Source organism: Allosphingosinicella sp., from assembly GCF_036387615.1.
GTDB lineage: Bacteria > Pseudomonadota > Alphaproteobacteria > Sphingomonadales > Sphingomonadaceae > Allosphingosinicella.
In genome coordinates, this window is the sequence record NZ_DASVTH010000046.1 from 24412 (window position 1) to 39203 (window position 14792).

The following is a 14792-nucleotide window of genomic DNA, read 5'->3' on the forward strand; positions in this document are numbered from 1 at the left end:
CGGCGAAAGCATGAGCGACCTGCCGGCCCTGAGCTGGTCTACCGCCTCAAGCCCATTGCCTTGTACGCTCCGTCCAGCGTCGGTTGAGCCGTCGCGCGCGCCTTCTCCGCGCCGAGGGCGAGCAGGCGATCCAACTCGGCCGGGTCCTCGCGAAACATGTCGAGCCGCGCCTTGATCGGACGCAAGGTCTCGACCAGCAGCTCGGCAAGAGCGGGCTTGAACGCGCCGAACCCCTGGCCGGCAAAGCGGGCGAGCACCGCCTGCGGCTCTTCATCGCTCAGCGCGGCGTGAATGGCGACGAGGTTGCGCGCCTCCGGCCGCTCGCCCAGCGCATCCATGCTCTCGGGGAGGGGCTCGGGATCGGTCTTGGCCTTGCGAATCTTCTGCGCGACAGTGTCTGCGTCGTCCGTGAGGTTGACCCGGCTCATGTCGGACGGGTCGGACTTGGACATCTTCGCGTTGCCGTCGCGCAAGGACATGATTCGCGCCGCGGTCGCCCCGATCAGCGGCTCGGGCGACACGAACAGATCGACATCGTAGTCCGTGTTGAACTTGAGAGCGATGTCCCGCATCAGCTCCACATGCTGCTTCTGGTCCTCGCCCACGGGGACGTGGGATGCCCGGTGAAGCAGCACGTCGGCGGCTTGCAGCACCGGATAATCGAACAGGCCGACGCTGGCGCTCTCGCGGTTCTTGCCGGATTTTTCCTTGAACTGCGTCATGCGGTTCAGCCAGCCGATCCGCGCCACGCAATTGAGCAGCCAGGCGAGTTCCGGATGCGCCGGCACCGCCGAATGGGCGAACAGGGTGGAGCGCTCCGGGTCGATCCCGCAGGCGAGCAAGGCGGCCGCCATCTCACGCACGTTGGCGGCGAGTTCGGCGGGATCGTTGTAGACGGTGACGGCATGAAGGTCGGCCAGGAAGAACAGGCATTCGCCCTGCGTCTGCATCGCCGCCCAGCGCTTGATCGCGCCAAGATAGTTGCCGAGGTGCAGGTTGCCGGTCGGCTGGATGCCGGAGACGACGCGCATCAAGCGTCCGCCTTCTTCTTGCGCAGCAGGATCAGGATGTCGTCGCGATTGATCGCGCCGATCACCCAGCCGACGGCGAAGTAGACGATTCCCCCGACGCTGACCAGCGCAGCCACGCCGATCAGGCGCCCCCCGGTCGAGCCCGCAAAGAAGCCGGATAGTTGCTCGCGAACCAGGTAAAGCGCTGCAGCCATCGCGACCGCTGCCAGCACCTGCCGCACGAGGCGGCTCCACAGCCACCCCTCGAGCTTGAAATGCCCGCGCCGCGCGAGAATGACATAGAGCACGAGCGCATTCAGCCACGCCGACAGGGCGGTGGTGAAAGCAAGGGCGGCGATACCGATGACCGGGATCAGCGCGAAATTCAGCGCGATACCGACCAGCAGCATGACGACGGCGATGGCGACCGGCGTCTTGATGTCCTTGCGGGCGTAGAAGCCCGGGGTGAGCACCTTGATCAGCACGTAGGCGGGCAGCCCAGCAACGATGATCGAAAGCACCAGGGCGGTCGTCGAGGCATCCTGCGCGGTGAATCTGCCGCCCTGGAAGAGCGCCGCGACGATCGGCCCGGCCGTCACTGCCAGCGCGACCGCGGCCGGCAGGGTCAGCAGCATCGACAGCTCTACCGCCTGGCTCTGCACGCGCGCCGCGCCTGCATTGTCGTTGCCGCCTACCGCGCGGCTGATCGACGGCAGGATCGCGGTGCCGAGCGCGGAGCCGATGATCGCGAGCGGAAGCTGGTTTAGACGGTCCGCGAATCCGAGATAGACGAGCGAGCCCTCGGGCAGGCTGGTCGCGAAGTAGGCGTAAAAGCCTTGGCTGATATAGTAGATGCCGCCGCCGAGCGTCGCCGGCAGCACTAGGACCAGCATCTCTTTTACGCCCGGCGTCATTCGCGGCCGCACGATGCGCAGCTTGACGCCCGCCCGGTGCGCGCTGATCCAGCACAAGGCGAGCTGCAGCACACCGCCCGCGACCACGCCCCATGCCATGGAGCGCGCCGTGACCGGGCCGCCCTCGGGCACGATCAGCAGCGCGGCGATGAGCGTGATGTTGAGGAGGGAAGGGGCGAACGCCGCCGCCGTGAATCGCGACAAGGAATTCAGAACGCCCGAGAAGAGCGACACCAGGCAAATGAAGACCAAATAGGGCATGGTGATGCGCGTGAGGTCGACGGCCAGACCGAACTTGGTGGGCTCGTCGCTCCAGCCCGCGCCGATCAGGCCGATAAAGGCCGGCATGAAGATCATGAACACGACCGTGATCAGCATCAGCACCGGCAGGAACACCGCCAGGATTTCTTCGGCGAAGCGGCGCGCTTCCTCCTCGTCGCGCTGATGGCGCTGGCTGAACAATGGGACAAAGCCCTGGCTGAACGCGCCCTCGCCGAACAACCGCCGGAACAGGTTGGGGATCAGGAAGGAGAGGGCGAAGGCGTCGCCTGCCATGCCGGCCCCGACAACGCGCGCGAAGATCATCTCGCGCGCGAAGCCGAGCACGCGGCTGACCATCGTCAGCCCGCCGATCGTGCCCATCGCCTTCCACAGGTTCATGTTATACCCGTTCCGTCACTCCGGACTTGATCCGGGGCCCCGCCTTCGTTTGGCGCAAGATAATAAGGTGGATGCCGGGTCAAGCCCGGCATGACGATCCTTTCCTCGCGCTCGCCGGGCTCAAGCCTGACCGGTGATCTTGCCGGCCGGGATGCCGGTGCCTTCGGACTGCATCTGGGCCTGCCGCTGCATGTAGAGCGCGCCGAAATCGATCGGATCGAGCATCAGCGGCGGGAAACCGCCGTCGCGCACCGCATCGGCGATCACGCGGCGAGCGAACGGAAACAGCAGGCGCGGCGCCTCGGCGAGAAGGAATGGCTGCAGCTGCTCGGCCGGGATGTTGCGAAGCGCGAACAGCCCGGCATAAACGAGCTCGACCTGGAAGGCGGCTTGGCCGTCCGCCCGCGCGCTGATTTCGATCTTGACCGCGACTTCGTGGATCTCATCGTTCAGCTGCTGCGATCCGATGTTGAACTGAACGTCGATCTGCGGCTGGCTCTGCCACTGGTAAACCGCCGGAGCGTTCGGGTTCTCGAACGACAAGTCCTTGATATACTGGTTGAGCAGTCCGACCTGCGGCCCCTCGTCGGCACCGTTGCCGGTTGCGCCCAAGTTCAATACGCCTTCATCTTCGGCCATTCATCGTCACCTTTGCGGAGTTGCATCGGGCCCTCAGAGGGGCCGCGTTGACAGTCGCGCGGCGGGTAGCAGGCACGGCTTGGCGGCGCAACATCGCGCGGCCCGGTGCGTTCGCCGAGAGGCCATTTGAATCATCGGGGCAACAGGCCTATGTTGCCCAGTGGCGTAAGCGGAGAAACAGGGTGAACGTAGAGATTGTGCTGCTGGCGATGGTCGCGCTGTTCGTCGGCTTGCGGCTCTACACCGTGCTCGGCCGCCGCAGCGGCCATGAACAGCAGCCGGTCACGCGCCCGGAAGCCGTTCCCGGCACCGAGACCGCCGCGCCTGTGACCGACGTCGCTGCGGATCGCAGCGAGGGCGGCAGCCTGGTTTATGAGGACGGCGCCGCGGCTGGAGTGCGGGCGATCGTCACCGCCGACAGCAGCTTCGACGTGGCCCGCTTCCTCGAAGGCGCACAGGGCGCTTACCGGATGGTGCTGGAGGCCTTCTGGCGCGGCGACAAGCAGGAGATCGCGCAGCTTACTGGAGGCGAGGTCCGCGCCGCGTTCGACGAAGCGATCGACACCCGCGAAGCCTCCGGGCACCGCCTGGAAAACCGCCTGGTCGCAATCGAACGCGCGGTTATCGAGGATGCCCGGCTGGATGGACGCACGGCTTTGATCACGGTTCGCTTCGACGCGGACATCGCCGCCGTGACCCGCGATGCCGAAGGGAATGTGATCGCCGGTTCGCTCGAAGACGCCGTTCCCGCGCACGATATCTGGACCTTCCAGCGCGATCTTGGCAGCAACGATCCCAACTGGCTGCTGGTCGACACCGACGACGCCTGATCCGGCTCGGGCCTAATCGGCCGGCCCGATCAGGATCAACATACTGTCTTCGGACGAGGGGACGATCCTGACCGCGGTCGGCTCGGTCAGCGTGATATCCGCTCCCGCGAGCAAATCCGGCGCCGATGTGCCCGGCACCGCCGTGAAATGCTGCACCCAGATCAGAGTCGGACATGAGGGCTGCGGCGCGATCGTCACGGGGGAGCGCTGGTCCAATACTTCGACGCTCAGGCCCCTTCGGGCCGCGAGCCGCCGATAGGCAAGCTCCACGATCCGGCTCTCCCGCTCCGCCGTTCTTGAGGCGCGGTGCTGGGTGAAGCGCCAGTGGCTGGTCGCGTAGACGCGGGTGCCGGGGCAGGCGGCCGCGATGGCCGAAGCGCGCTCCAGGCCTTCCAGCCAGCGCCGCTGTCCCGCTTGCTCCACAGCCTCGGAGCCGATCACAGCGAGGCTCCAGATGCCGGTGGCCGCGAGCAGCACCGGGCGCCGATCGAGCGCGGAGCTGGCCAGCGCCGCGACGGCGCCGGCCGTCATCACCTGCCAGGGCAGGAAGTAACGGCTGACCAGGATCGGCTGGAGGGCGTTCAGCACCAGCAGGCCGATCGCCCCGATCAGGATCGCTCGAAGGATCAGGACGGCGAAGCTAGTCGGCATGCTGTTTGACGATCGGGCGGACTGGTTGTCGCGCCCAAGCGGAGCGCGGAATGTCAGAAAAGCCAATAATCCAATCGGGACGGCCGCGCCTTTCGCAACCGCTATCAAGCTTTCCGCGAACATCCAGAGCGCCTGGGCCGTGTTGGTGGTGATCCAGCGGACGTCGAGATCGTTCGCTCCGCTGCCATAGTGGATCAGCGCAAGCGGCCCGAGAATGGCCCAGGCGAGGGTGAGGGCGATGCCGAGACGCTTCGCTGCGGCTCGGCGGCCGTCGCGCCACAAAGCAAGCGCGGCCAGCAGGTAGAGCGGGGTGACCAGCGCACTCGTGATGAAGTGCAGCAGGAGCGACAGCAACACCGCGCACAGACCGACCAGTTGTACGATCCGCCGTCCGGCTACCTCCTCCGCTTCGCTCAAGCTGAGATGCACGTGCTGGACGGCCATCACGATCAGCGCGATCTGCCAGAAATAGCTGCGAAATTCGGAGGCGAACAAGGTCGCGTCCGGCAGGGCGAGGACCAGGGCCGGGAAGAGCAGGTAGAACGACCGCCCGCGCTTCGCTGTCCGGAAGAAGAGGATTGCGGCGGCGCTCATCACCGCCAGGGCGGGGAGGTTGAGCAGCAGCCGGGCGGGACCGGGATCCTCCGCGCCCAACCCGCGGACGATCAGGTAGAGCATGTTCGCCGGAACTGGGTGGGTGTCCCGAAGCCACCGGTCGCGCAGTAGGTTCGACCAGGTGAGGCTCGGGTCCGTCAGGTAATAGGACCAGAATTCGTCCAGCCACGGCCCCTTGTTCAGGGCCGCATAGCTCGCCGCCGCGGCGAAGAAGACCAGGACGATGCCAAACAGAAAGGCGGCCGGCGAATGGCCGGCCGCCTCCTGTTTCCTTGCATCGCCGAGCCGCTCCCGGCTTGCCGGGGCGAGCAACTCAGCCGGCCGTCAGCAGCCGCCGCTCGCCCGCCAGGTTCATCAACGCCTTTTGCAGCTTCTCGAACGCCCGGACCTCGATCTGACGAATGCGCTCCCGGCTGACGTCATAAACCTGGCTGAGCTCCTCCAGCGTCTTCGGATCTTCCGACAGCCGCCGTTCGGTCAGGATATGCTTCTCGCGGTCGTTCAGCGCATCCATCGCCTGGACGAGGAGGTCATGGCGGACCTTGGTCTCCTCGGCCTCCGCGACGCGCTCGTCTTGCAGCGGACCGGTATCGACCAGCCAATCCTGCCACTGGCCTTCGCCTTCCTCGCGCAGCGGCACGTTGAGCGACGTGTCGCCGCCCATCGCCATGCGACGGTTCATGGAGACGACCTCGTCTTCGCTGACGCCGAGATCGGTCGCGATCTTGGTCACGTCCTCCGGCTTCAGGTCGCCATCTTCGAAGGCCTCGATCTGGTTCTTCATCCGGCGAAGGTTGAAGAACAGCTTCTTCTGCGCCGCCGTGGTGCCCATTTTGACGAGCGACCAGCTGCGCAGGATGAACTCCTGGATCGACGCGCGAATCCACCACATGGCATAGGTCGCCAGGCGAAAGCCCCGCTCGGGTTCGAACTTCTTCACGCCCTGCATCAGGCCGATATTGCCCTCCGAGATCAGCTCGGACACGGGCAGGCCGTAACCGCGATAGCCCATCGCGATCTTCGCCACGAGTCGCAGGTGCGAATTGACGAGCTTGGCCGCAGCCTCGGTGTCCTGATGCTCGGTCCAGCGCTTGGCGAGCATATACTCCTCTTCCGGAGCCAGGATCGGAAACTTCTTGATCTCAGCCAGATAGCGGTTGAGCCCGGCCTCGCCGCCCGTCGCGGGGATGGTGGCGATGTTCTTGCCGCTTGCCATAAATTCCTCAATTCTCCCTGGCCCGGACCGTCAAAGCGGTCTCGGCCGTGGTTTCTATACGGTAAGCGCCATGAACAGTTCCTGCATATCGGATGGAACGGCGCTTTTGAAGGACAGGGTTTCCCGCGTGATCGGGTGCATGAAACCAAGTTCGGCGGCGTGCAAAGCCTGTCGATTGAAACTCAGTCGATTCAACAACTCACGATGCTCCGTTCGGGTCCGTCCATAGCTCGGATCGCCCAGCAAGGGGTGCCCGATAGAGGTCATGTGGACCCGCACCTGGTGCGTGCGCCCCGTTTCCAGCCGGCATTCCACAAGCGCCGCGGCGCGAAGCGCGGTGACCAGCCCATAGTGCGTCACCGCCCGCTTGCCGCGGCCCTTGGCGACGATCGCCATCTTCTGGCGATTGGCCGTCGACCGGGCGAGCGGGGCGTCCACCGTTCCGCTCGGCGGGTTGGGAAGACCCGCGACGATGGCCTTGTACCGCCGGTCGATGCTGTGCCGGGCGAACTGGGCGGACAGTCCTTCATGGGCCACATCGGTCTTGGCGACCACCAGCAGCCCGGACGTGTCCTTGTCGATCCGGTGGACGATCCCCGGCCTGGCAACACCGCCGATGCCGGACAGCCGCCCGGCGCAATGATGCAGCAGCGCGTTGACCAAGGTGCCGTCGAGATTGCCGGCGGCCGGATGGACGACCAGCCCCGCCGGCTTGTCGACGACGAGCAGATGCTCGTCCTCGTGAACGATCTCGATCGCAATATCCTGCGCTTGGTTATGCGCCGGAGCGGGCGTGGGCACATGCACCTGGTAAGAGGAGCCGGCCAGCGCCTTGACTGCGGGGTCCCGCACGGCAACGCCGCCGGTTCCAAGAACGCCGCCGCTGCTGATCAGCCCCTTCAGCCGCTCGCGGGACAAGGTGGGTATGGCGGCCGCCAGCGCACGATCGAGCCGCCAGCCGGACTGTTCCGCTGAAATCGTCGCGCTGATGATCGACACCCCCCTGTCCATCGGCTTGCCGATATGGTGCACGGGCGCGAACTTGCAAGGGAACGGGAGGCGGGGCGGCGGGTTGGCCGGCCTGGGCTTCACCATCGCCTTGCATGCTCGCCCGGCTCCGGCCAATAGAAGGGGCCGGCATCGGTCAGCGCACGAAAAGGGGCAGCCAAGCGCATGAAATCCTACGAATTCGCGAGTCTGCTTTGTTCGCGCCTGTGCCACGATCTGCTCTCGCCCGTCGGCGCGCTCAACAATGGTATCGAGCTGCTCTCCGACGAGCATGACCCGGACATGCGCGCCCGCTGCCTCGACCTGCTGGCGGAAAGCGCGCGCGCCTCTGCCAACAAGCTCAAATTCTTCCGCCTGGCGTTCGGCGCCGCCGGCGGCTTCGCGGACGAGGTCGATACGCGTGAAGCGCGGGTCGCGATCGAGGGGCTGTTCGGAACCGACGGCCGCATCCAGCTTGGCTGGATGGTCGACGATCCGACCATGAGCAAGGCGGCGCTCAAGGTGCTGCTTAACCTCGCGCTGATCGCGGGAGATGCGCTGGTGCGGGGCGGGCGCCTCGATGTCGGCTCGGAACGCCATGGCAAGGGCATCGACATCGTCGTCCGCGCCGAGGGAAGCCGCATCGTTCTCGATCCGGAGCTCAAGCAGGTGCTGGTCGGCAACATCTCGGAGGAGGCGATCGCGCCTCGCGCGGCGGCTGCCTGGCTCGTGCACTGCCTTGCCGCCGATGGCGGCGGCGAAGTCCAGGTGATGGACGAGGAGCCCGGCGTGCTCCTGCTGGGCGCAGCGCTTCCTGCTTGACCTGCAAGGCTTTTGCCGCGCTAATCTCGATCAATGCTCCCGATCATCGACACGCCCTCGCCCAATCATGACGAGCGGTCGCTGCCGGTCTCGATGATCGTGCTCCACTATACTGGAATGCAGGACGCGACCTCCGCGATCACCCGGCTCTGCGACCCCGAAGCAAAGGTCTCCTGCCACTATCTGGTCGCGGAGGACGGTCAGATCCTGCGTATGGTGCCGGAGGATCGGCGAGCCTGGCACGCAGGCGATAGCTGGTGGCGCGGGGTCCCCGACATCAACAGCGCCTCGATCGGCATCGAGCTGGTCAATCCAGGGCATGAGCTCGGCTACCGTCCGTTCCCCGAAGAGCAGATCGATGCGCTCATCCCACTCGTCGCCGACATCAAGGAGCGGCACGGCATCACCCGCGGCAACATCGTCGGACATTCCGATATCGCGCCGACCCGCAAGCAGGACCCGGGCGAACTCTTTCCCTGGGGCCGGCTCGCCAAGCTGCGCCTCGCGCTGCCGCGCCCCGCCAAGAACCTGATGGATCCGCGCTGGACGGATGGCGGCTTCCTGCTCGCGCTCGAGCGATTCGGCTATGACGTGTCCGACAAGCTCGCCGCCGTTGTCGCCTTTCAGCGCCGCTTCCGCCCCGAGCTGATCGACGGCGAGATCGATGGCGAATGCCGCGCTCTCCTGCTCGGGCTGCTGCTTCCCAAACCGCGCGGCGAAGACTAGAGCGGGCGCGCCAGAGGGTCGGGCGGCCGCGGCTTGGGGGTGACCCCGAGGCGAGGAAAGTCCGGGCTCCACGGAAGAACGGTGCCGGGTAACGCCCGGCGGGTCGGGGATTCGTTCCTGGCTCAGGGACAGTGCCACAGAAAGCAAACCGCCGCCGCTTCGGCGCGGCAAGGTCGAAAGGGTGGGGCAAGAGCCCACCGCGGGACCGGCAACGGGACCGGCACGGCAAACCCCACCGGGAGCAAAACCGAATAGGGGCGCAACATAGGGCTTCCGCCTTTGCGCCCGGGTTGGTTGCTTGACCCCGGATGCAAGTCCGGGGCTAGAGGAATGGTCGCCCATCCCGCCGAAGCTTGATTGCGGCGGCGGGTGGACAGAACCCGGCTTACAGACCCTCTGGCGCTAAACTTCGCTCGGCGAGCGCATCGCCACGAACGTCCAGAAGCCGACCAGTAAGAGCCCGGCGGTGGCCGGTTCGAACGTGATCAAGTCGTCGCCGGGGGGCTGCCCGCTCGCGATCAGCAGGTATGCGGCGAGCACCGCCAGGCTGCCGGCGAGCTCGACCGCGAAGCGGCGCCAGCTGCCGCGGCGCGCCGCGCGCAGCCGCTCTTCGGCCAGCACGGCACGCCGCATCCGCGCGGTGAAGATCTCGTCGGGGAACTCGTCGGGCGGAGCGAGCAGGGCGGACAGCCGTGCCTCCAGGTCTTGGCTCATGCGCTTTCTCCCAGTCTGAGGGCGAGCTTGGTCTTGGCCCGCGCGACGATGCTCTTCAACGTGCCGAGCGGCACATCCATGATCTGCGCGGCTTCGGCGTGGCTGTGCCCGTGGCCGAAGCAGAGCAGGGCGGCGGCGCGCTCGCGAAGGTCGAGCCCCGCCAGCGCCCTTGCTGCATCGATCTGCGCGTCGACCGCAGGCTGGTGCCCCCGCTCGACGGCAGTCTCCTCGACTTCCAGGTTCGTCTTGCGACGCGCACTGATCAGGCTCGTCCATGCGATCCGGAGCAGCCAGCCGCGGTAGCTTCCAGCGCCCCGGTAAGCGGAGGCCTTTCGCCACGCCTTCAGGAAAGTCTCCTGGGCCAGATCGTCGGCGCCTTCCCGTCCGCCGGCGCGAACCAGGAAGGCGCGGATCGCGCTTTCGTGCCGCCGCACGAGCTGAGTGAAGGCCTCGACATCCCCGGCCGCGGCAGCCGAGGCGAGCTCGCCATCGGCCGTCTGGGTCAGCGCACCTCTCCCCTGCGCCGGATCCAGACGGATCGGCCCAACAGGACGGCGCCCACCAGGCCCGGGAAGAGCGCGGTCCCAGCCATCTGTCGCATGTCCTCAGGATCGGCTGCGATCACTGCGTAGAGGGCGAGCGCAACGGCGAGCGCGATCAGAATGAGGCCGATCCGATCATCGCCGCCTGTCTCGCCCGCCGGTGCCGCATCGTCTATTCGCGCGATCAGCTCGGGCAGCGCGGCGCTGTCCCGGCTGATCGCCTCGCGGATCGTCTTCTGGATCGATCGATTGCGGACCAGCCGCGCGATCTGGTTCATGATGAGAACTGCGCCGGTCGTCAGCACCGCGAATATCAGTATGTCTTGCCACATGTCGTCCGCTCCCAAGCCTGTTGATATGTTGAAGACGCGGCGAGCCTCCGCTTTGGATGAAGCTGGCGGCAAAAAAGGTGCAGGGGGAGGGATGCGTTGGGCCGGACGCTCGATTAGATGGACGGCAATGGCCAGGCAGACGCGTTCCAATGATTGGGGATTTCCGCGCTGGCGCGGCTACGGTTCGACGCGCGAGGCGAGCCAGGTGCGGCTGTGCGACCGTCATGGTTGCACCGAGCCTGGCGACCGGCCCGCGCCCAAGGCGCCGAACAAGCCCGATCGCTGGCTGTTCTGCGAGCGCCACGCGGCCGAGTACAACAAGAACTGGAACTACTTTCAGGGGCTTTCCAAGGAAGAACAGGCCGCCCGTGAAGCGGAGGAGGCGCGGGACGCGAGCGCGTTCGGGCAAGCCAAGCATTATGGCTGGGGCGGGGCGGGGGACGGCAGCCGCAGCCGTGACGAGATGCGCGCCCTCGACGTCCTCGAGGTCGAGGTGGACGCCGGGTTCGAAGAGATCAAGCAGGCCTATCGCCGCTTGGCCAAAGCCAATCATCCGGACGTCGCCGGCGACGACCCGGATGCGGCGCAGCGGTTCCGGGCGGCGCACGCGGCCTATGACGTGCTGCGCAAGGTCGAGGAGCGGCGCGGCAGCCTTTCAGACTGAGCGCTTCACCATTTGGTGAACATGAAGCTCGCCGCGACATGGGCGACCGGGTCGGCCGGCTCTCCCTGATGCGCAAGTCCTCGGACGAAGGCCACGCTCCGCGTCACCGCATAGCATTCGCCGCGGCCGATGATCGGCTCGCCGGGCGTGGCGGCGCGAAGATAATCGACCCGCATGTCGAGCGTGGCCTGCTGTCGGAAGCGATCGAGCTTGACCCAGATCGCCATGCTCAGCGCCATGTCCATCAGGCTGATGATCGGGCCGGACGCGATCACGCCCGTCTCGATCACGCCGACGAATCTGTCCTGATAGGGGAGGGCGAGTTCGACCCAGTCGGGCCCATGATCTTGGTAGCGGATTCCCAGCGCGCCGCCATGACCCACCCGCGAGGCATAGCCTGTGAAAAGCTCCGGGTCGAAGCCCTTCATCCCGCTGAGGTCGGCCGCGTTCACGCGGCCAGGCGCTCCGCGGTCTGGCGGATCAGCGCGATCATGTTCGGAATGCCTTGCGTGCGATTGGAGCTGAGTTGGCGGCCAAGCTCGAACGGCGCGAGCGCCGCATCGACATCGGTTGCCAGTATCTCGGAAGGGGTTCGGTCCTGGACTGCAAGCAGCACCAGGGCGATGATGCCCTTGGTGATCGCTGCATTGCTGTCGGCGAGGAAGTGAAGACCGCCCTCCGGTCGCGCGGCCGGATAGACCCACACCGATGCCGAGCAGCCCCGCACCAAAGTGGCGTCGGTCTTGAGCGCATCCGGCATCGGCTCCAGCGCGCGGCCGAGGTCGATCAGCAGTCGGTAACGGTCGTCCGGCTCCAGCAATTCATAATCGGCATAGACATCGTCGAGATTGTGCATCGGCGCCGGTTAGCAGAGGCCGCGGGGGCCGTCAGCAGCTAGTCCAGGCCAAGCGCGATCCGCTCCAACTTGCGCACCCGCTCGCGAAGGCCCCGGACTTCTGCGGATGGACGGCGCTCCGCGCCCGCACCGAGTTGAACCCGCTGAACGTCGAGCCATGCCTGCCAACCCTTCAGCAGGGCGGCAACAGCCAGAGCAAGGCCAGCAAGCGCAGTCGCGCCGCCGATCAGGGCGAAAGGGTCCACCGTCACCTGTCCCGCAGCCGTTCGATCTCACGCGACAGGCTGTTTTCCTTCTCGATCGTGATTTGCTCCAGCACCGCCAGGCGATCCTTCAGTTGCTTCACTTCGTCCCGAAGCTGCTGATTCTCGCGGTTGTCCACGTAGACCTCGTTGCCGTGCCGGTCCTTTCGGATGCCGTATTTCGCCTTCCACACACTGGCGAGCGTCACGATCAACACGATCGCCACCACCATTTCGAGCGGATTCATCCTACCTTCTCCCTGTACCGCCTGCGGTGCCGCTCAATTGAGCGGCTTGTCCCTCAGGCTTTCTATCTCTTCGGCAACGACAATGCCCTTGTCCGTCACGATTCGCTCCAGCACGCGCACCCGCTGCTCCAGCCGCTCGTTTTGCGCGGCATATTGAGCCGCCTTTTCTGCCGTCAGCTTTGCCTGCGTTTCCATCATCTTGCGCCGGTGCTTCAACACACTGTCGGTGATGCCCACAGCATCATCGCAAGCATCGGAATGCCGATCACGATCAGCAACACGAACACCTTCGCAAGATCACTTTCCATGTCCTGGACCCTAGTTGCGCGGCAGCCGCAGCGCCTCGATCTCCTGCGTCAGGCGGTGGCTGTCGTCCGTGACGATCCGCTCGACGGTGGCGAGCCGGTCCTTGACCGAGCCGAGTTCAGCGCGAAGCTGCGCATTCTCGGTGCTGATCAGCTTGACGCGTTCGATGATCTCCTCGTCCTTCCTGGGATACACCGCCTGGCCCCAGGCGCCGTCCAAAGGATAGCCGTTCTTGATTCGCATCCAGGTGGTGAGCACCCATCCGCCAATTGCGATGCTGACGATGATCGCGATGAACGGGAACAGCTGGGAGACGAAAGACAGTTTTTCGGCGGGACTCATGCTGGTTCTCCTGTTGCGATCTGTGATTCAGCGCAGTTGTTCGATCTCGCGGGCAGTGCGTTCGGCCGGATCGGTGGCGATTCGCTCCAGCACTGCCAGGCGTTCCTCCAGCCGGCCGAGCTGGCTCTTGAGGCTGGCATTTTCGCTCGACAGCAGCTCCACCCGGCGGTTCGCATCGAGCTCTTCGCTCTGTGCCGCGCCGCGGCGGTAACGCGCGTCGATCAGGCTCTTCAGCACGATGCCGATCGTCACGATCGCCGTAATGAAGACCAGCGCAATCGCGAAACCTGGATGCATTTCGAAGCTCCCCCACCGCGCTCAGCGCAGTTGTTCGATTTCCTGCGACAGTCGCGAGTTGGTGCTCGTCACATAGGTTTCGACCGTTGCCAGCCGCCGGTCGATCTCGCGGAACCTGCCGCGAACGTCACGAACGGTCTGCCGTGGGGAGGCCCGCACGCCCTGCCAGAACTTTGCATCGTCCGGCGATTGATGGGCGAGTTCGGCAGGCTTCTTGGGAGCCACGATGCCGGCAACGATGTAGAACAGGATAAGCGGCATCCCCATCAAGGTGCCGAGCACCATCGCGATCCGGACCACGGTCGCGTCGACGCCGGTATAGTCGGCAATGCCCGAGCACACGCCCAGCCACTTCCCATTCTGCTTGTCGCGGTAATATTTGGTCTTGCGTGGCGCGCTCAGCGGTCGACCCTCAGCGTAGGGCTCCAGCTCCGTCGCCCGGTATTTGCGCCTCATTGACCGACCCTCCGCACCGGGGTGTAGCTCTGTTGCTCGAGACCCATCCCCGCCGGGTCGGCGGCGATCTGCCGCCAGTTCGGGTTCTCGGCGTTCATGATCCGCTCGATCGTCACCATCCGGTCGTCAAGCCGGCGCGCGAGGTCGTTCATTTCATCGAGCAGCTTCTCGTCCTCGGTGGTGAGCGAGGCCTGCATCTTCCACTTGGTCACATAGTGGAAGATGATCCAGGGCAGCCCGATGAACAGGATGCCCATGACGAGCAGGATTTCCATGACGTCTTCCATGGATCAGCCCTCCCCGCCGGATTGAGCGTTGCGCTTGGCCTTCAGCGCTTCCAGTTCCTCATCGACGGCTTCGGAGGCGCGCAGTTCGGCGATCTCCTCTTCGAGCGTCTTGGGGGGCGCGCCGAGGCTCAGCGCATCGGCATGGCCTTCGGCATAGTCGGCGCGGCGGTCGAGAATGTCGAAGCGGCTGAACGCGTCGTCGACCTTGGAGCCGGCATACATTTCGCGCGCCCGGGTGCGGTTGTGGGCGACCTCCAGCCGGGTCTGAACCGCGGACTGGCGCGAGCGCGCTTCCCTGAGCTTGCCCTGCAGCTTGGCGATGTCGGCCTCCGAGGCTTTCAGCGCATCGTCCAGCACCTGGATCTCGACGCGAAGCCCGTCGGCCATGTCGGCCGCCTTGCGCTTTTCCATCAAAGCCGCCTTGGCGAGGTCCTCG

The 14792-nt window shown here is 65.7% G+C and carries 23 protein-coding genes and 1 other RNA gene; 5 read left to right on the top strand and 19 right to left on the bottom strand.

Annotated elements, in window-relative coordinates; all coding sequences use genetic code 11:
* Window positions 1-38: 38 nt before the first annotated feature.
* The 3 genes from trpS to secB all read right to left on the bottom strand — a co-directional run bounded on the left by trpS (window position 39) and on the right by secB (window position 3223).
* Complete coding sequence (gene trpS, locus VF631_RS10220; RefSeq protein ID WP_431850196.1) at window positions 39-1031, bottom strand: tryptophan--tRNA ligase; 993 nt, start codon at window positions 1029-1031, stop codon at window positions 39-41.
* Window positions 1031-2584 (bottom strand): murein biosynthesis integral membrane protein MurJ, encoded by a 1554-nt coding sequence (gene murJ, locus VF631_RS10225; RefSeq protein ID WP_431850197.1) that lies wholly within the window; start codon window positions 2582-2584, stop codon window positions 1031-1033. Before murJ ends, trpS begins: the two co-directional genes overlap by 1 nt.
* Window positions 2585-2704: 120 nt before the next feature.
* A complete protein-coding gene (gene secB, locus VF631_RS10230; RefSeq protein ID WP_431850198.1) occupies window positions 2705-3223 on the bottom strand; it encodes a protein-export chaperone SecB in 519 nt (172 codons plus the stop codon).
* 209 nt (window positions 3224-3432) lie between these two features.
* Between secB and VF631_RS10235 the strand changes: the two genes are divergently transcribed.
* Complete coding sequence (locus VF631_RS10235) at window positions 3433-4053, top strand: Tim44/TimA family putative adaptor protein (protein ID WP_431850216.1); 621 nt, start codon at window positions 3433-3435, stop codon at window positions 4051-4053.
* Between the two features lie 12 nt (window positions 4054-4065).
* On the opposite strand, the gene VF631_RS10240 is transcribed toward VF631_RS10235, so the two are convergent.
* Genes VF631_RS10240 through VF631_RS10250 form a run of 3 tightly spaced genes read right to left on the bottom strand, consistent with a single transcriptional unit; the run spans window position 4066 to window position 7546 of the window.
* On the bottom strand, window positions 4066-5631 hold the full coding sequence (locus tag VF631_RS10240; RefSeq protein WP_431850199.1) for a hypothetical protein: 1566 nt from the start codon (window positions 5629-5631) through the stop codon (window positions 4066-4068).
* A 1-nt stretch (window position 5632) separates the two neighbouring features.
* Window positions 5633-6535 (bottom strand): RNA polymerase sigma factor RpoH, encoded by a 903-nt coding sequence (gene rpoH, locus VF631_RS10245; protein ID WP_431850200.1) that lies wholly within the window; start codon window positions 6533-6535, stop codon window positions 5633-5635.
* Window positions 6536-6589: 54 nt separating this feature from the next.
* Window positions 6590-7546 carry an RluA family pseudouridine synthase gene (locus tag VF631_RS10250; RefSeq protein ID WP_431850201.1) on the bottom strand — a complete coding sequence of 319 codons (957 nt, stop codon included), beginning with the start codon at window positions 7544-7546 and terminating at the stop codon, window positions 6590-6592.
* Window positions 7547-7708: 162 nt separating this feature from the next.
* Here VF631_RS10250 and VF631_RS10255 point away from each other — a divergent pair, with 162 nt between their 5' ends.
* From VF631_RS10255 to rnpB, 3 genes are all read left to right on the top strand, one after another.
* Window positions 7709-8344 (top strand): histidine phosphotransferase family protein, encoded by a 636-nt coding sequence (locus VF631_RS10255; protein WP_431850202.1) that lies wholly within the window; start codon window positions 7709-7711, stop codon window positions 8342-8344.
* A 33-nt stretch (window positions 8345-8377) separates the two neighbouring features.
* Complete coding sequence (locus VF631_RS10260; protein ID WP_431850203.1) at window positions 8378-9070, top strand: N-acetylmuramoyl-L-alanine amidase; 693 nt, start codon at window positions 8378-8380, stop codon at window positions 9068-9070.
* A 10-nt stretch (window positions 9071-9080) separates the two neighbouring features.
* Window positions 9081-9474, top strand: an RNA gene (gene rnpB / locus VF631_RS10265) — RNase P RNA component class A.
* Here rnpB and VF631_RS10270 read toward each other — a convergent pair.
* Genes VF631_RS10270 through VF631_RS10280 form a run of 3 tightly spaced genes read right to left on the bottom strand, consistent with a single transcriptional unit; the run spans window position 9473 to window position 10658 of the window.
* The gene (locus tag VF631_RS10270; RefSeq protein WP_431850204.1) at window positions 9473-9784 is read right to left on the bottom strand and encodes a hypothetical protein; all 312 of its coding nucleotides are present in this window, start codon (window positions 9782-9784) and stop codon (window positions 9473-9475) included. The genes rnpB and VF631_RS10270 overlap by 2 nt on opposite strands.
* Window positions 9781-10323 carry an RNA polymerase sigma factor gene (locus VF631_RS10275; RefSeq protein ID WP_431850217.1) on the bottom strand — a complete coding sequence of 181 codons (543 nt, stop codon included), beginning with the start codon at window positions 10321-10323 and terminating at the stop codon, window positions 9781-9783. Before VF631_RS10275 ends, VF631_RS10270 begins: the two co-directional genes overlap by 4 nt.
* A complete protein-coding gene (locus VF631_RS10280) occupies window positions 10287-10658 on the bottom strand; it encodes a hypothetical protein (protein ID WP_431850205.1) in 372 nt (123 codons plus the stop codon). Before VF631_RS10280 ends, VF631_RS10275 begins: the two co-directional genes overlap by 37 nt.
* Window positions 10659-10785: 127 nt before the next feature.
* On the opposite strand from VF631_RS10280, the gene VF631_RS10285 reads away from it, so the two are divergent.
* The gene (locus VF631_RS10285) at window positions 10786-11322 is read left to right on the top strand and encodes a J domain-containing protein (protein WP_431850206.1); all 537 of its coding nucleotides are present in this window, start codon (window positions 10786-10788) and stop codon (window positions 11320-11322) included.
* A 5-nt stretch (window positions 11323-11327) separates the two neighbouring features.
* Here the strand turns inward: VF631_RS10285 and VF631_RS10290 are convergent, their stop codons facing one another.
* The 10 genes from VF631_RS10290 to VF631_RS10335 form a co-directional block, all read right to left on the bottom strand.
* On the bottom strand, window positions 11328-11750 hold the full coding sequence (locus VF631_RS10290; RefSeq protein WP_431850218.1) for a PaaI family thioesterase: 423 nt from the start codon (window positions 11748-11750) through the stop codon (window positions 11328-11330).
* 20 nt (window positions 11751-11770) lie between these two features.
* Complete coding sequence (locus tag VF631_RS10295; protein ID WP_431850207.1) at window positions 11771-12178, bottom strand: SufE family protein; 408 nt, start codon at window positions 12176-12178, stop codon at window positions 11771-11773.
* 38 nt (window positions 12179-12216) lie between these two features.
* The gene (locus VF631_RS10300) at window positions 12217-12423 is read right to left on the bottom strand and encodes a hypothetical protein (protein ID WP_431850208.1); all 207 of its coding nucleotides are present in this window, start codon (window positions 12421-12423) and stop codon (window positions 12217-12219) included.
* A 2-nt stretch (window positions 12424-12425) separates the two neighbouring features.
* On the bottom strand, window positions 12426-12668 hold the full coding sequence (locus VF631_RS10305; protein ID WP_431850209.1) for a hypothetical protein: 243 nt from the start codon (window positions 12666-12668) through the stop codon (window positions 12426-12428).
* Window positions 12669-12701: 33 nt separating this feature from the next.
* The gene (locus tag VF631_RS10310) at window positions 12702-12905 is read right to left on the bottom strand and encodes a hypothetical protein (RefSeq protein WP_431850219.1); all 204 of its coding nucleotides are present in this window, start codon (window positions 12903-12905) and stop codon (window positions 12702-12704) included.
* Between the two features lie 81 nt (window positions 12906-12986).
* On the bottom strand, window positions 12987-13316 hold the full coding sequence (locus VF631_RS10315; protein ID WP_431850210.1) for a hypothetical protein: 330 nt from the start codon (window positions 13314-13316) through the stop codon (window positions 12987-12989).
* Between the two features lie 27 nt (window positions 13317-13343).
* Entirely contained in the window at window positions 13344-13613 is a 270-nt protein-coding gene (locus VF631_RS10320; protein WP_431850211.1) for a hypothetical protein, read from the bottom strand.
* 21 nt (window positions 13614-13634) lie between these two features.
* Complete coding sequence (gene pspC / locus VF631_RS10325) at window positions 13635-14069, bottom strand: envelope stress response membrane protein PspC (protein WP_431850212.1); 435 nt, start codon at window positions 14067-14069, stop codon at window positions 13635-13637.
* The gene (pspB, locus tag VF631_RS10330; RefSeq protein ID WP_431850213.1) at window positions 14066-14356 is read right to left on the bottom strand and encodes an envelope stress response membrane protein PspB; all 291 of its coding nucleotides are present in this window, start codon (window positions 14354-14356) and stop codon (window positions 14066-14068) included. The genes pspC and pspB overlap by 4 nt, the downstream gene beginning before the upstream one ends.
* Window positions 14357-14359: 3 nt before the next feature.
* Window positions 14360-14792 (bottom strand): PspA/IM30 family protein (locus VF631_RS10335; protein WP_431850214.1); only part of this gene is annotated, 433 nt, incomplete at its 5' end.

Bases quoted from the DNA above. Each gene is read 5' to 3' on its own strand.
- VF631_RS10295 (WP_431850207.1), bottom strand. From the start codon at position 12,178: ATGCACAATCTCGACGATGTCTATGCCGATTATGAATTGCTGGAGCCG.
- VF631_RS10315 (WP_431850210.1), bottom strand. From the start codon at position 13,316: ATGAGTCCCGCCGAAAAACTGTCTTTCGTCTCCCAGCTGTTCCCGTTC.
- VF631_RS10270 (WP_431850204.1), bottom strand. From the start codon at position 9,784: ATGAGCCAAGACCTGGAGGCACGGCTGTCCGCCCTGCTCGCTCCGCCC.
- pspC (WP_431850212.1), bottom strand. From the start codon at position 14,069: ATGAGGCGCAAATACCGGGCGACGGAGCTGGAGCCCTACGCTGAGGGT.
- murJ (WP_431850197.1), bottom strand. From the start codon at position 2,584: ATGAACCTGTGGAAGGCGATGGGCACGATCGGCGGGCTGACGATGGTC.
- VF631_RS10250 (WP_431850201.1), bottom strand. From the start codon at position 7,546: ATGGACAGGGGGGTGTCGATCATCAGCGCGACGATTTCAGCGGAACAG.
- pspB (WP_431850213.1), bottom strand. From the start codon at position 14,356: ATGGAAGACGTCATGGAAATCCTGCTCGTCATGGGCATCCTGTTCATC.
- secB (WP_431850198.1), bottom strand. From the start codon at position 3,223: ATGGCCGAAGATGAAGGCGTATTGAACTTGGGCGCAACCGGCAACGGT.
- VF631_RS10235 (WP_431850216.1), top strand. From the start codon at position 3,433: ATGGTCGCGCTGTTCGTCGGCTTGCGGCTCTACACCGTGCTCGGCCGC.
- VF631_RS10305 (WP_431850209.1), bottom strand. From the start codon at position 12,668: ATGAATCCGCTCGAAATGGTGGTGGCGATCGTGTTGATCGTGACGCTC.
- VF631_RS10320 (WP_431850211.1), bottom strand. From the start codon at position 13,613: ATGCATCCAGGTTTCGCGATTGCGCTGGTCTTCATTACGGCGATCGTG.
- VF631_RS10255 (WP_431850202.1), top strand. From the start codon at position 7,709: ATGAAATCCTACGAATTCGCGAGTCTGCTTTGTTCGCGCCTGTGCCAC.
- trpS (WP_431850196.1), bottom strand. From the start codon at position 1,031: ATGCGCGTCGTCTCCGGCATCCAGCCGACCGGCAACCTGCACCTCGGC.
- VF631_RS10290 (WP_431850218.1), bottom strand. From the start codon at position 11,750: ATGAAGGGCTTCGACCCGGAGCTTTTCACAGGCTATGCCTCGCGGGTG.
- VF631_RS10260 (WP_431850203.1), top strand. From the start codon at position 8,378: ATGCTCCCGATCATCGACACGCCCTCGCCCAATCATGACGAGCGGTCG.
- rpoH (WP_431850200.1), bottom strand. From the start codon at position 6,535: ATGGCAAGCGGCAAGAACATCGCCACCATCCCCGCGACGGGCGGCGAG.
- VF631_RS10280 (WP_431850205.1), bottom strand. From the start codon at position 10,658: ATGTGGCAAGACATACTGATATTCGCGGTGCTGACGACCGGCGCAGTT.
- VF631_RS10285 (WP_431850206.1), top strand. From the start codon at position 10,786: ATGGCCAGGCAGACGCGTTCCAATGATTGGGGATTTCCGCGCTGGCGC.